At 54.9% G+C, this 13,690-nt stretch carries 11 protein-coding genes; 6 read left to right on the top strand and 5 right to left on the bottom strand.

The features are described from left to right. Positions 1-99: 99 nt before the first annotated feature. Together HCH49_RS09250 and aqpZ are read right to left on the bottom strand one after the other, a co-directional pair. A complete protein-coding gene (locus HCH49_RS09250) occupies positions 100-999 on the bottom strand; it encodes a lysine exporter LysO family protein (protein ID WP_033145072.1) in 900 nt (299 codons plus the stop codon). A gap of 181 nt (positions 1,000-1,180) precedes the next feature. Beyond that, the gene (gene aqpZ, locus HCH49_RS09245; protein WP_033145073.1) at positions 1,181-1,876 is read right to left on the bottom strand and encodes an aquaporin Z; all 696 of its coding nucleotides are present in this window, start codon (positions 1,874-1,876) and stop codon (positions 1,181-1,183) included. A 372-nt stretch (positions 1,877-2,248) separates the two neighbouring features. On the opposite strand from aqpZ, the gene HCH49_RS09240 reads away from it, so the two are divergent. Further along, the gene (locus HCH49_RS09240; RefSeq protein ID WP_029739481.1) at positions 2,249-3,907 is read left to right on the top strand and encodes an ATP-dependent endonuclease; all 1,659 of its coding nucleotides are present in this window, start codon (positions 2,249-2,251) and stop codon (positions 3,905-3,907) included. Here the strand turns inward: HCH49_RS09240 and HCH49_RS09235 are convergent. Then, a complete protein-coding gene (locus HCH49_RS09235; protein WP_058842117.1) occupies positions 3,904-4,860 on the bottom strand; it encodes a VirK/YbjX family protein in 957 nt (318 codons plus the stop codon). The two genes, HCH49_RS09240 and HCH49_RS09235, sit on opposite strands and share 4 nt — an antisense overlap. A 159-nt stretch (positions 4,861-5,019) precedes the next feature. Here HCH49_RS09235 and macA point away from each other — a divergent pair, with 159 nt between their 5' ends. Both macA and macB read left to right on the top strand, forming a co-directional pair. Next, positions 5,020-6,135, top strand: coding sequence for a macrolide transporter subunit MacA (gene macA / locus HCH49_RS09230; RefSeq protein ID WP_096150398.1), 1,116 nt, complete (start codon positions 5,020-5,022; stop codon positions 6,133-6,135). After that, positions 6,132-8,072, top strand: coding sequence for a macrolide ABC transporter ATP-binding protein/permease MacB (gene macB / locus HCH49_RS09225; RefSeq protein ID WP_032658224.1), 1,941 nt, complete (start codon positions 6,132-6,134; stop codon positions 8,070-8,072). Before macA ends, macB begins: the two co-directional genes overlap by 4 nt. Before the next feature lie 70 nt (positions 8,073-8,142). Here macB and cspD read toward each other — a convergent pair whose 3' ends face one another. After that, complete coding sequence (gene cspD, locus HCH49_RS09220; protein WP_006809408.1) at positions 8,143-8,364, bottom strand: cold shock-like protein CspD; 222 nt, start codon at positions 8,362-8,364, stop codon at positions 8,143-8,145. 267 nt (positions 8,365-8,631) lie between these two features. On the opposite strand from cspD, the gene clpS reads away from it, so the two are divergent. From clpS to HCH49_RS09205, 3 genes are all read left to right on the top strand, one after another. Next, on the top strand, positions 8,632-8,952 hold the full coding sequence (gene clpS / locus HCH49_RS09215; protein WP_006174393.1) for an ATP-dependent Clp protease adapter ClpS: 321 nt from the start codon (positions 8,632-8,634) through the stop codon (positions 8,950-8,952). Between the two features lie 27 nt (positions 8,953-8,979). After that, positions 8,980-11,259: an ATP-dependent Clp protease ATP-binding subunit ClpA gene (gene clpA / locus HCH49_RS09210; RefSeq protein ID WP_008499992.1), complete on the top strand. Its 2,280-nt coding sequence runs from the start codon at positions 8,980-8,982 to the stop codon at positions 11,257-11,259. Between the two features lie 481 nt (positions 11,260-11,740). After that, positions 11,741-12,178, top strand: coding sequence for a hypothetical protein (locus tag HCH49_RS09205; RefSeq protein ID WP_213787506.1), 438 nt, complete (start codon positions 11,741-11,743; stop codon positions 12,176-12,178). A 157-nt stretch (positions 12,179-12,335) separates the two neighbouring features. Here the strand turns inward: HCH49_RS09205 and HCH49_RS09200 are convergent, their stop codons facing one another. Continuing rightward, a complete protein-coding gene (locus tag HCH49_RS09200; RefSeq protein WP_221702553.1) occupies positions 12,336-13,610 on the bottom strand; it encodes a hypothetical protein in 1,275 nt (424 codons plus the stop codon). Positions 13,611-13,690: the final 80 nt, after the last annotated feature.

Below are 13,690 nucleotides of genomic sequence, written 5' to 3'. Positions count from 1 at the left end.
TGCCTGTGCCAGAACGGAGAAAAGGGCTTTCTGCTACAAAATAGAGGGAGATTGATTTAGCGCAATTTTGGCGGCAGGAAACCTACCGCCAAAGAAGTATCAGGCAGAGAAGAAGGCCATCAGGACCGGAACCAGCAGGCTTAAAATAAAGCCGTGCACGATAGCCGCGGGAACCATCTCCAGACCTCCGGAGCGTTGTAGTACCGGCAGGGTAAAGTCCATCGACGTCGCGCCGCACAGACCCAGCGCGGTAGAACGACTGCGGCGAACCAGGCTCGGGATCAGCATGATGGCAATCAGCTCGCGCGCCAGATCATTAAAGAAGGCGGCGCTGCCGATCACCGGTCCGAATGATTCGGTCAGCAGAATACCGGAGAGCGAATACCAGCCAAAACCGGACGCCATCGCCAAGCCGGTTTTCAGGGGAAGATCGAGAATAAAGGCGTTGATGACGCCCGCCACCATTGAACTGGCAACAACCATAACCGCAACCATCATTCCCCGACGGTTGAGGACAATTTGTTTCAGCGTCATGCCATTATTTCGCAGCTGAATACCGATCAGGAACAGCAGGAAGATCAGCGTATATTCACTTGCCTCAGTCGCGTGCTGTAAAAATGCCCAACCGGTCAGCCCAAGAAGAAAACCGAGCACCACGACGCCGCATAATTTTAATGATTCAAGCGCCATTGCAATTCGTGAAGGGAGTTTTTCCTGATGATGGTGATTTTTCCATGGAATAGTGCGTTCCAGCCACAGCAGCGCGGCAATATTGCACAGCAAAATAACCACCACGGTGACGACAGAATAATGGAGGATGGAGAGTAAATTCGCCGATAAGTTGTCCAGAAATGCCAGGCTAATCCCCATAAAGAAAAGAATAACGTAGACAATCCAGCTCAGGAATCGATTAATGAGCCTTAATGCGGATTCACGATGCAGCGGAATAAGATAGCCCACGATCAAGGGCAGCAAAATGATGAGGAGTCCTGAAAACATGAACAGCCGGTCCTTTTTGAATATCGGTTAAGCGCCAGTGACACTACCCAATAAAGGCTGTTCAGTAAAGCGGCAAAAGAAAGCCGGGCGGCGGCTACGCTTTACCCGGCTTGTGTCTACGTGGGGTGTGCGGCCTGAAGCCCTCACCCCGGAGCTCTCCCACGGGGAGAGGGAGGAAAGATTAATCGCGTTTTTCCAGCAGGGTGCGATACAGCACGCCACCCAGAATACCGCCGATAACTGGCATCACCCAGAACAGCCACAGCTGCTCAAGCGCCCAGCCGCCCTGGAAGATGGCGACGGCGGTACTGCGTGCCGGGTTAACGGAGGTGTTGGTGACCGGAATAGAAATCAGGTGGATAAGCGTCAGCGCCAGACCAATGGCAATCGGGGCAAAACCGGCCGGGGCGTGTTTGTCCGTTGCGCCGTGGATCACCAGCAAGAAGCCGGCGGTAAGCACGATTTCAATCACGATGGCAGACAGCATGGAGTAGCCGCCCGGAGAGTGTTCGCCAAAGCCGTTAGAGGCAAAGCCGCTGGCCGCCGCGTCGAAGCCGGCTTTACCGCTGGCAATCACGTACAGAACGCCCGCCGCGATAATACCGCCAACCACCTGCGCCACAATATAGCCAATCACGTCTTTCGCCGGGAAACGGCCCCCCGCCCATAAACCTAACGTTACTGCCGGGTTAAAATGACCGCCGGAAATATGTCCCACGGCAAACGCCATGGTTAATACGGTTAAACCAAAAGCCAGCGCAACGCCGACAAAACCGATACCTAATTCCGGGAATGCTGCTGCCAGAACGGCGCTACCGCAGCCACCAAATACCAGCCAGAATGTACCAAAGCATTCTGCTGCCAATTTTCTAAACATAACCACCTCAAATAATTATCCGCACGCTTTCCCGCGTGCGGGATATATCGCCATAAAGGGATGACGACTCAAAGAGCCCGTATTTTAAAAACCAACAACACCCCTTCGCCACTTAAATAAATTCGATTAATTTGATTTAAGGCAATGTGATGTCAATCCTTGTTCAAACTGGAGGTAAATAGAGCATAGTCCAATTTGCGGGCGGTAGTATCTTGCGAGATGTGGGTTATTTCAAATGAAACCTGATGGATAAATTCTGAATTTTTCGTGCTTCCGCCAGGTTATGGAGGCGGATTGCAGTGTCAAGCCCGTCTGCATCCCGCTATACTGCTGATAACTTGAAGGAAAAAGTGATCATATCGCGGGGGATTTATGCTTCTCGAACGTGTGGAAATTGTCGGGTTTCGCGGTATTAACCGCCTGTCGCTGCAGCTGGAGCAAAACAACGTCCTGATCGGCGAGAACGCGTGGGGTAAGTCCAGCCTGCTGGATGCGTTGACGCTACTGCTTTCGCCCGAGGACGATCTGTATCACTTCGTCCGCGACGATTTCTGGTTCCCGCCCGGCGACGTGACGGGGCGCGAGAAGCACCTGCATATCATCCTGACGTTCCGCGAATCCGAACCCGGACGTCACCGCGTGCGTCGCTTCCGCCCGCTGTCACCCTGCTGGGTGCCGTGCGATGACGGTTTCCACCGGATTTTCTATCGGCTGGAAGGCGAGATGGCGGAGAACGAGGGGGTACTCACCCTGCGTGATTTTCTCGATGAGAAAGCCAACCCGATCCCGCTGGACAATATCGACGATCTGGCCCGCCACCTGATCCGCCTGACGCCGGTGTTACGCCTGCGCGATGCACGCTTTATGCGGCGTATTCGTAACGGAACCGTACCCAATATGCCGGAAGTGGAAGTCACCGCCCGCGAGCTGGATTTTCTGGCCAGAGAGCTGGTGTCGCGTCCGCAGAATCTGACCGATGGCCAAATTCGTCAGGGGTTGTCCGCAATGGTGCAACTCCTTGAGCACTATTTTTCCGAGCAGGGCACGTCGGAATCGCGCCACCGTCTGATGCGCCGCCGCTCTCATGATGAGCAGCGAAGCTGGCGTTACCTCGACATCATTAACCGGATGATCGACCGGCCCGGCGGTCGCACCCATCGGGTGATTTTGCTGGGGCTGTTTTCAACGCTTCTGCAGGCCAAAGGCACCGTTCGTCTGGACCGGGACGCCCGGCCGCTGCTGCTGGTGGAAGACCCGGAAACGCGCCTGCATCCCATCATGCTCTCTGTGGCATGGCATCTGCTGAATCTGTTGCCGCTACAGCGCATTACGACCACCAATTCCGGGGAATTATTATCGCTGACGCCGGTAGAACACGTCTGTCGCCTGGTGCGTGAATCCTCCCGCGTCTCCGCTTTCCGGCTTGGGCCGGGCGGTTTGAATGCGGAAGACGGGCGGCGCATCGCGTTTCATATTCGCTTTAATCGGGCGTCGTCGCTCTTTGCCCGCTGCTGGCTGCTGGTGGAGGGGGAGACGGAAACCTGGGTCATCAACGAGCTGGCGCGCCAGTGCGGCCACCATTTTGATGCGGAAGGCATTAAGGTGATCGAATTCGCCCAGTCGGGATTAAAGCCGCTGATAAAATTTGCCCGCCGGATGGGGATCGAGTGGCACGTGCTGGTAGACGGTGATGAGGCGGGTAAAAAATATGCCTCGACCGTGCGGAGCCTGCTGAATAACGAGCGCGAGGAAGAGCGCGACCATTTAACCATGCTGCCCGCGATGGACATGGAACACTTTATGTATCGGCAGGGGTTCGACGACGTCTTCCACCGAATTGCCATGGTGCCGGTCGATGTCCCAATGAACATGCGGCGGGTGATCGCCAAAGCCATTCACCGTTCGTCAAAACCGGATTTAGCCATTGAAGTGGCGACGGAAGCGGGAAGGCGCGGCGTGGAGGCGGTACCGACCCTGCTGCGGAAGATGTTCTCCCGCGTGCTGTGGCTGGCACGCGGGAAAGCGGATTAGCGCTGGGTCGCCTGTTTCACCTGCTGAATCAGGCTATCCAGCAGTTCGTAGCGGCGGCGATATTCGGAGCGTTTTTTGCTGGCGATCTCTTCCATCGGTTTACGCGGCATGACGAGCGGCAGCATAAAGTTACCGTTGTCCTGCTTTTCACCGCCGATGGAGCTCCAGAAACTGTCGTAATCGGCCAGCAGTTTGCCCTCTTTTTTCTTGCGGTAGCGCCAGCTGCGATAAATGTGGGTAGCGTTACTGACGGCGACTATTTGCTCTACCGGGAACGCGGCGCCGAGTGTCATTGCGGCCTCGACCAGCAGACGTTTCGGGAACAGACCGTGGCAGGCTTTCGTCGCACCCTGGATCAGCTCGTGGGGAACATGCGCTTTTGCACCCTGCAAACCGCCAATGAACAGCGTCGATTTTCCCTCAAACTGGCATAGCGTAAAGGTCATCTCCGCCAGCGCCGTATTTTGACTGTCACAGAAAACGAGGGTAGCTTCTCCCTCTTTATCCATAAACGCGTCGGCACACAGGCGGACGGTAAATTGCTGTTCATCTTTTCCGGTTAAGGTCAGCAGAGTCACGCCCTGCTTTGAAAGGTAACCCTTTGTCAGCGTCGCCGGCAGCTGGCGACACATCATCTGATAGTGCCAGGACAGCGATTCCAGCGCACGCTGTCGATCCATATTGACCGTCAGCCACGGACGATGAAGGCGACACGGCAGCCCCGGCTGAACCTGGAGCATTTGCATCAGGTGCGGATGTTTCGCAAGATCAGACAGCAGGCGAGCGGTGCTGAGCGGTGTCGCCAGTGAACGCAGCATGAACTTGCGTCGGTAGGCGGTTTTTTCCCATGCCAGCCCGGGTGCGATCTCACCAAAAGCCAGGTTTTTGAAGAGTTGCCAGCCGGTTTTTGGCTGCGGCAGGTTTGAAAGTGATGTATCGACGATAGAAGACATGGTAGATCCTGATCCTTTTGGAATATCGCTATTTCAACAGGGGAAATGTCAACGTCTCGTAAACAAATTAGGGCGATTTCGGAGAACAGGGGTTTCGTTGAGGAGTCGTTTAGATAGAATCAACATTTATAATTGCCAGAACATTTATTTGGAATATTTATGAACCTCAAGGGAAAACGCAGAACGCTGTTTCTGCTGCTGGCGGTCGCGGTTTTAGCCGGTGGGTACTGGCTATGGCAGGTGCTGAATGCGCCGGTGCCGCAGTATCAGACACTGATTGTTCGCCCGGGCGAACTGCAGCAAAACGTCCTCGCGACGGGCAAGCTTGACGCGCTGCGCAAGGTTGACGTCGGCGCTCAGGTCAGCGGCCAGCTGAAAACGCTGTCGGTTGAGATTGGTGACAAGGTGAAAAAAGGCCAGCTGCTCGGCGTTATCGATCCTGAGCAGGCTGAGAACCAGATCCGCGAGGTGGAAGCCACGCTGATGGAGCTGCGCGCGCAGCGTGCGCAGGCGCTGGCAGAACGTAACCTGGCTCAGGTAACGCTGACCCGTCAGCAGGCGCTGGCCAAAACCCAGGCTATTTCGAAACAGGATTTAGATACTGCCACCACAGAACTGGCGGTGAAACAGGCGCAGATTGGCACGATTGACGCGCAAATCAAACGCAATCAGGCCTCGCTGGATACGGCAAAAACCAACCTCGACTACACCAAAATCGTCGCGCCGATGGCGGGCGAAGTCACCCAGATCACCACGCTGCAGGGCCAGACGGTGATTGCCGCGCAGCAGGCGCCAAACATTCTGACGCTGGCTGACATGAGCACCATGCTGGTCAAAGCCCAGGTCTCAGAGGCGGATGTTATCCATCTTAAGCCCGGACAAAACGCCTGGTTTACGGTGCTTGGCGACCCGCAGACGCGCTACGAAGGCGTGCTGAAAGACATTCTGCCGACGCCGGAAAAAGTTAACGACGCTATCTTCTACTATGCCCGCTTTGAGGTGCCAAACCCGCAGGGCGTGCTGCGTCTGGATATGACCGCACAGGTGCATATCCAGCTGACCGGCGTGAAGAACGTGCTGACCATTCCGCTCTCAGCGCTCGGTGAGTCCGCCGGGGATAGCCGTTATAAAGTGAAAGTGCTGCGCAACGGCGAAACGCGCGAGCGCGAGGTCGTGATCGGCGCGCGCAACGACACCGACGTGGTGGTGGTGAAAGGTCTGGAAGAGGGCGAGGAGGTTGTTGTCAGCGAAAGCCTGCCCGGAGCCGCTAAATGACGGCGCTGCTTGAGCTGAATAACATTCGTCGCAGCTATCCGTCAGGCGACGGTCCGGTGGAGGTGCTGAAGGGCATCTCCCTGCGCGTGGAAGCGGGCGAGATGGTGGCGATTGTCGGGGCATCGGGTTCCGGTAAATCGACGCTGATGAACATTCTCGGCTGTCTGGATAAACCGACCAGCGGTACCTATCGCGTGGCCGGGACGGATGTCTCCACGCTGGACGGCGACGCGCTGGCGAAGCTGCGTCGGGAACATTTCGGCTTTATCTTCCAGCGTTACCATTTGCTTTCTCACCTGAATGCGGCGCAGAACGTGGAAGTGCCTGCGGTGTATGCGGGCGTCGAGCGGAAAAAGCGACTTGAGCGCGCGCAGATGCTGCTGACGCGTCTGGGGCTGGCGGAGCGGGTGGAGTACCAGCCCTCGCAGCTGTCCGGCGGCCAGCAGCAGCGCGTGAGTATTGCCCGTGCGCTGATGAACGGCGGGCAGGTGATCCTCGCGGATGAACCGACCGGGGCACTTGACAGCCATTCCGGCGAAGAGGTGATGGCGATCCTTCACCAGCTTCGCGATCAGGGCCACACTGTCATCATTGTTACCCACGATCCGCAGGTAGCGGCGCAGGCGGAACGCATTATTGAGATCCACGACGGCGAGCTGGTCAGCAATCCGCCGCCGCGTGAGTCCAGGGCAGCGGCGCCGAAAGAAGCGCTGCCGGCATCAACAGGCTGGGGGCAGTTCTCCAGCGGCTTTCGCGAGGCGCTGACCATGGCCTGGCTGGCGATGGCGGCCAATAAAATGCGTACCCTGTTGACGATGCTCGGCATCATTATCGGGATCGCCTCGGTGGTGTCGATTGTGGTGGTGGGCGACGCGGCGAAGCAGCTGGTGCTGGCCGATATCCGCGCCATCGGCACCAATACCATTGACGTCTATCCCGGCAAAGACTTTGGCGACGACGAGCCGCAGTATCAGCAGGCGCTGAAATACGACGATCTGGCGGCGATTCAGAAGCAGCCGTGGGTGAACTCCGCCACGCCTGCGGTTTCGCAGAACCTGCGTCTGCGAGTGGGCAACGTTGACGTGGCCGCCAGCGCTAACGGCGTGAGCGGAGACTATTTCAACGTCTACGGCATGACCTTCAGCGAAGGTGCCACCTTCAACGCCGAGCAGCTGGCGGGCAGGGCGCAGGTGGTGGTGCTGGACGCGAACTCGCGCAGGCAGCTTTTCCCAAACAAAGCCAACGTGGTTGGCGAAGTGATTCTGGTCGGCAACATGCCTGCCACGGTCATCGGCGTGGCGGAAGAGAAGCAGTCGATGTTTGGCAGCAGTAAGATCCTGCGCGTCTGGCTGCCCTACACCACCATCTCAGGGCGGATTATGGGGCAGTCATGGCTCAACTCCATCACCGTACGCGTGAAGGAGGGCTACGACAGCGCGCTGGCCGAACAGCAGCTTGAACGGCTGTTAACCCTGCGCCACGGGAAGAAAGATTTCTTCACCTGGAATATGGACGGCCTCTTGAAAACGGCGGAAAAGACCACACGTACTCTTCAGCTGTTCCTCACGCTGGTGGCGGTGATTTCGCTGGTCGTCGGCGGCATCGGGGTGATGAATATCATGCTGGTGTCGGTAACCGAACGTACCCGGGAGATCGGCATTCGCATGGCGGTCGGCGCCCGGGCCAGCGACGTGCTGCAGCAGTTTTTGATTGAAGCGGTGCTGGTGTGTCTGGTTGGCGGGGCGATGGGTATTGCGCTCTCGATGATGATCGCGTTTGCGCTTCAGCTCTTTTTACCCGGCTGGGAGATTGGCTTCTCGCCGGTTGCCATTATTACCGCATTTTTGTGTTCGACCTTTACCGGCATTTTGTTTGGCTGGTTGCCCGCCCGCAACGCGGCGCGGCTGGATCCGGTGGACGCGCTGGCTCGGGAATAACCCGAAAATAAAAATGCCAGCCGATCGGGCTGGCATTTTGACTGCGGGATGTACACAATAAAACAGAGAGCTATGCAACCGTCTCTGCTTCAACGGGTACGATTAGGCTGGCATGATTGCCTTTTGGTCCCTGATGTACATCGAACCGGACGGACTGCCCGGCTTTGAGCGTTCTGTAACCATCCATCTGAATGGTGGAATAGTGAGCGAAGATATCCTCGCCGCCGCCTTCGGGGCAGATGAAGCCAAACCCTTTGGCGTTGTTGAACCACTTAACAGTACCCATTTCCATGCTTCGACATCCTTCGTAAATCTTATAAGTTAAGATGGAATGAACCGGTGGTGGAGTGGGGGCTGTTCAAAACCTCGCCATCTCACGCTTGTACAATTTAGAGAAACGAAAGAAGTCGTCAAGCGTTTGGCGCTGGAGATGGGACAATAATCAACCAAAGTTTGAAGCAGTTAACGCTATTGCAACAGTTTGTGACAGACATCGCGGATGACAGTAATAGATGATTGTTATCTAACATCTGAGGTAGATTCAAAGTGGTTATGCATAATGGGTAAGACCAACGATTGGCTGGATTTCGACCAGCTGGCGGAAGACAAAGTGCGCGACGCGCTAAAACCGCCATCTATGTATAAAGTTATGTTAATGAACGATGATTACACGCCGATGGAATTTGTTATTGACGTGCTACAAAAGTTCTTTTCTTATGATGTAGAACGTGCAACGCAACTGATGCTTACCGTTCATTATCGTGGCAAAGCTATCTGCGGCATCTTCACAGCCGAAGTGGCGGAAACCAAAGTGGCGATGGTGAACGACTATGCGAGGGAGAACGAGCATCCGTTGCTGTGTACGCTGGAAAAGGCCTGATAAGGCATAAAATTGGGGGAGGTGCCTATGCTCAATCAAGAACTGGAACTCAGTTTAAACATGGCTTTCGCCAGAGCGCGTGAGCACCGACATGAGTTTATGACCGTCGAGCATTTACTGCTCGCACTGCTTAGCAACCCATCTGCCCGCGAAGCGCTGGAAGCCTGCTCCGTGGATCTGGTGGCGCTACGTCAGGAACTCGAAGCCTTCATCGAACAAACCACACCGGTGCTGCCAGCCAGTGAAGAAGAGCGCGACACGCAGCCGACGCTCAGCTTCCAGCGCGTGCTGCAGCGCGCGGTATTCCACGTCCAGTCTTCCGGGCGTAGCGAAGTGACTGGCGCAAACGTCTTAGTCGCCATCTTCAGCGAGCAGGAGTCACAGGCTGCCTACCTGCTGCGCAAACACGAAGTCAGCCGCCTCGACGTGGTTAACTTTATTTCTCACGGAACGCGCAAAGACGAGCCTAACCAGGCATCGGATTCCAGCAATCAGGTCAATAACAATGAAGAGCAAGCAGGCGGGGAGGATCGTATGGAAAACTTCACCACCAACCTTAACCAGCTTGCTCGCGTTGGCGGTATCGACCCGCTGATTGGTCGCGATAAAGAGCTGGAGCGCGCGATCCAGGTGCTGTGCCGTCGCCGCAAGAACAACCCGCTGCTGGTGGGTGAGTCAGGCGTGGGTAAAACCGCGATTGCCGAAGGGCTTGCCTGGCGCATTGTGCAGGGTGACGTGCCGGAAGTGATTGCCGACTGCACCATCTACTCGCTGGATATCGGCTCGCTGCTGGCGGGCACCAAATACCGCGGTGATTTTGAAAAACGCTTCAAGGCGCTGTTGAAACAGCTGGAGCAGGACACCAACAGCATCCTGTTTATCGATGAGATCCACACCATCATCGGCGCAGGTGCGGCCTCCGGTGGCCAGGTGGATGCCGCGAACCTGATCAAACCGCTGCTCTCCAGCGGCAAGATCCGCGTGATTGGCTCCACGACCTACCAGGAGTTCAGCAACATCTTTGAGAAAGACCGTGCGCTGGCGCGTCGCTTCCAGAAAATCGACGTGACCGAGCCGTCCGTCGAGGAAACGGTGCAGATCATCAACGGCCTGAAGCCGAAGTATGAAGCGCACCACGACGTGCGTTACACCGCGAAAGCGGTCCGTGCCGCGGTGGAGCTGGCGGTGAAATACATCAACGACCGTCATCTGCCGGATAAGGCGATTGACGTGATTGATGAGGCGGGGGCGCGTGCGCGCCTGATGCCGGCCAGCAAGCGTAAGAAAACCGTTAACGTGGCGGATATTGAGTCCGTGGTGGCCCGCATCGCGCGTATCCCTGAGAAGAGCGTTTCTCAGAGCGACCGCGACACGCTGCGCACCCTCGGCAATCGCCTGAAAATGCTGGTCTTTGGTCAGGATAAAGCCATTGAGGCCTTAACCGAAGCGATCAAGATGGCCCGCGCCGGGCTGGGGCATGACCACAAGCCTGTCGGTTCCTTCCTGTTCGCTGGCCCGACCGGCGTAGGGAAAACCGAGGTGACGGTTCAGCTCTCCAAAGCGCTGGGCATTGAGCTGCTGCGCTTTGATATGTCCGAGTATATGGAGCGTCACACCGTCAGCCGTTTGATTGGTGCGCCTCCGGGCTACGTGGGCTTTGACCAGGGCGGCCTGCTCACCGACGCGGTGATCAAGCATCCGCACGCGGTACTGCTGCTCGATGAAATCGAGAAAGCGCACCCGGACGTGTTCAACATTCTGCTGCAGGTGATGGACAACGGGACGCTGACCGACAACAACGGGCGCAAGGCGGACTTCCGCAACGTGGTGCTGGTGATGACCACCAACGCCGGCGTGCGTGAAACCGAGCGTAAATCCATCGGCCTTATCCACCAGGATAACAGCACCGATGCGATGGAGGAGATCAAGAAGATCTTCACGCCGGAGTTCCGTAACCGTCTGGACAACATTATCTGGTTCGATCACCTGTCTACCGAGGTGATCCATCAGGTTGTGGACAAGTTCATCGTCGAGCTGCAGGTTCAGCTGGATCAGAAAGGCGTGTCGCTGGAAGTGAGCCAGGAGGCCCGCAACTGGCTGGCCGAGAAAGGCTACGACCGTGCGATGGGTGCCCGTCCGATGGCGCGCGTGATTCAGGACAACCTGAAGAAACCGCTGGCGAACGAGTTGCTGTTTGGCTCGCTGGTGGACGGCGGTCAGGTGACCGTGGCGCTGGACCAGGCGAAGAACGAACTGACGTATGATTTCCAGAGTGCGGCGAAGCACAAGCCGGAAGCGGCTCACTGAGTTAAACGTTAATCTAAAAAACCGGGCATTTGCCCGGTTTTTTTATGCCTGCCAAGGTAAAAGCAAAACGACAACAGTGTTGTCGTTTTTAGGGTTTTCTCCCTCTCCCTGTGGGAGAGGGTTGGGGTGAGGGCATCAGGCCGCAGAGGAATTTTGCGAGGCGCTTTCCAGTTTCTTTCGAAGTCAGTTGCTGGATAAATCCACAGTAATAAAATGGCGGCGCACCTGCAAAATCAGGTGTCAGGATTGGCGTCCTGATTACACACGAGAAATGATGTTGATACGTCAACTATCATCAGGTTCGTTCACACTTTTGAAAGCTAGCGATATAATCCGCAGACTCAATTATGGTGGGCTGAACCGGGGCTTCTTTTGAAGCGCCGATTTTCCCGTGTGGGTCGGTACGCCAAACCGGTTCAGTCTGCCACCTGAGTTGGCGTTCGGGTGGAGATCTCATCATTTCACACGGAGTCAAAATCAAATGGAACATAACAATCTTTCACTGCTTTACAGCGAACTCTCCCTCAACCCCGATCTCCCAACCCTTGCAGAGCGCTGCAAATTGCTCACTGAAATCCTCCTCGACTGCACATCACTCCCACAAACGCAGCCCGTCTGTCGCTGCCTGGGAGCGTATCTGGAAGAAATGAAATCCGGCCTCAAAGAATCAATGCGTGATTTTCAGGTGGTGGAATTTGAGGATGAAGCAGAACAACCGCGACAAAAAGAGTGGTTGCTGGAAGACACCGAAGCACAGTGTGATTACTGCCGGGCGTTAAACCACATACTGCTGGTATCGCATTTTGACCGCGATATGTTGCCGCACCTGACGGGACTGCTGCATGACATAACGCATTCGATGGCCGCAGATGTCGTTGCACCTCAAAGTGCAAAAACGGTAATTCACATTATTTCCTGACGTCGATCCGAGGCGTCGGGGGAGTTCCTCTGACGCCAAATGGATTAATCTTCGGAAAAGTAGGTGTTACAGGAAGACGTTAATAACTTTTGATGACAATAAAAAATAGTGCAGTTCGCTTTCAGTTCGCTGCCGTACAGCTCGCGTTATGTAGCCCTTAACGGCCTGAATTTTCCTTTATCTGTTGGTTATAAATACAGCCAAGACCCACTAAATGCTGGCTCACTACCCGCGCCCCAAAGTTATGACACTGTAATGACCATGGATGGGATTTCAGCCAGACAGCAAATGCAGTGCAGGATGCAAGTGAAATCAACGCGGGCTCCGCTGTACTTTGCTGTCCGGTCAGCAGGCCAATCATCTTGCATATCTCGCCATTATCCCAACGCTGCCACACATTTTTCCACCATCCCATTTTCCAGCTACCAGTAAGGCAAAATGCTTTGTCAGAGAGGTTGGCGTTTTCAATATTTTCAGACACAAACCAAAGATCGGTTTTCCCAAGTCGGACTTCTGTTGACCAGGCAGTTATAGCCCCGCCGCGCAAAACGCACTCATGGGCGAGATAATGATCGGTTACACCCGGGAAGCGTCGTTTTAATCTCTGGAAATGACTGTGTATGGTAATGACAGGACGGACCATGCTTCCCCGGTCGTTTCGCTTAAGCTCGGCACTACCGTACTGAATTTCATCAAATTGACTCCGTTTAAGAAATTGCATCTCTTGCTCCCGAATAAGATCGGTGTCGCTCGACGGTAGTATTGAAGAAGAGAAAGACTTAGAACCCTGATAGAGCAATGAATCACCTGCCTTCCAGTCGCAATAGTTGGTTGTTATTTGAATAATTTTGCCGGAGTCAGCATCGGCACTGATTACAACATACAGTTTCTGTCTCGCAGAATGACCCTGAAACGGTATAACCATTGTGGTCGTTGACACCCTTGTTAGCGCAGGGAGTGAAACATGCAGATCGTGCTCGAACCCGTTAACCGCTTGCGCAAGGACCCTTTGGTTTGTCGTTTCACCAGAGTGCACCCCTTGTTCGAGCTGGGAAAGAAGGGTGATATTTTTATTCCGGCCTACAGCATTGTCATAGTGTGGAGTAAATACATAACGGCAGGTACAACATTGAAAGCGGGGTGTTCTGGCTTTTGTGTATCCATAGCGAATGATGTGCGCTGTAAAACAGCGGGGACAACCTTGTCCTGTATTTCCTAATTTTCGTTGCATGAATTGACTGAACCACTCGTCACATTCTTTTGCATTAAACAGTGGAGGAAGACTGCCACATTTTTGACATTCAAGTGCAGCGTAGCCCAGACGATAAACAGGAAAAACATAATCACTCGCATCTGGTATTCCGAGATTTGGACATGACCAGCTTTTACAAACATTGAGATCTATTTTTGGAGCGGATTCCATGTGCTTCACCAACTGATTCTGTTAGTCGTAAATTTTCGCGTCTCCCTTTTTCATATGTCGTGAGAAGGTTCACAAAATCTGTTTTTTGC

The organism is Enterobacter sp. Y17, assembly GCF_019730495.1.
GTDB lineage: Bacteria > Pseudomonadota > Gammaproteobacteria > Enterobacterales > Enterobacteriaceae > Enterobacter > Enterobacter asburiae_B.
Note: the sequence above shows the minus strand (reverse complement) of the source record. Positions and strands in the feature narration are given on the sequence as shown.

Bases quoted from the DNA above. Each gene is read 5' to 3' on its own strand.
- HCH49_RS09250 (WP_033145072.1), bottom strand. From the start codon at position 999: ATGTTTTCAGGACTCCTCATCATTTTGCTGCCCTTGATCGTGGGCTAT.
- aqpZ (WP_033145073.1), bottom strand. From the start codon at position 1,876: ATGTTTAGAAAATTGGCAGCAGAATGCTTTGGTACATTCTGGCTGGTA.
- HCH49_RS09240 (WP_029739481.1), top strand. From the start codon at position 2,249: ATGCTTCTCGAACGTGTGGAAATTGTCGGGTTTCGCGGTATTAACCGC.
- HCH49_RS09235 (WP_058842117.1), bottom strand. From the start codon at position 4,860: ATGTCTTCTATCGTCGATACATCACTTTCAAACCTGCCGCAGCCAAAA.
- macA (WP_096150398.1), top strand. From the start codon at position 5,020: ATGAACCTCAAGGGAAAACGCAGAACGCTGTTTCTGCTGCTGGCGGTC.
- macB (WP_032658224.1), top strand. From the start codon at position 6,132: ATGACGGCGCTGCTTGAGCTGAATAACATTCGTCGCAGCTATCCGTCA.
- cspD (WP_006809408.1), bottom strand. From the start codon at position 8,364: ATGGAAATGGGTACTGTTAAGTGGTTCAACAACGCCAAAGGGTTTGGC.
- clpS (WP_006174393.1), top strand. From the start codon at position 8,632: ATGGGTAAGACCAACGATTGGCTGGATTTCGACCAGCTGGCGGAAGAC.
- clpA (WP_008499992.1), top strand. From the start codon at position 8,980: ATGCTCAATCAAGAACTGGAACTCAGTTTAAACATGGCTTTCGCCAGA.
- HCH49_RS09205 (WP_213787506.1), top strand. From the start codon at position 11,741: ATGGAACATAACAATCTTTCACTGCTTTACAGCGAACTCTCCCTCAAC.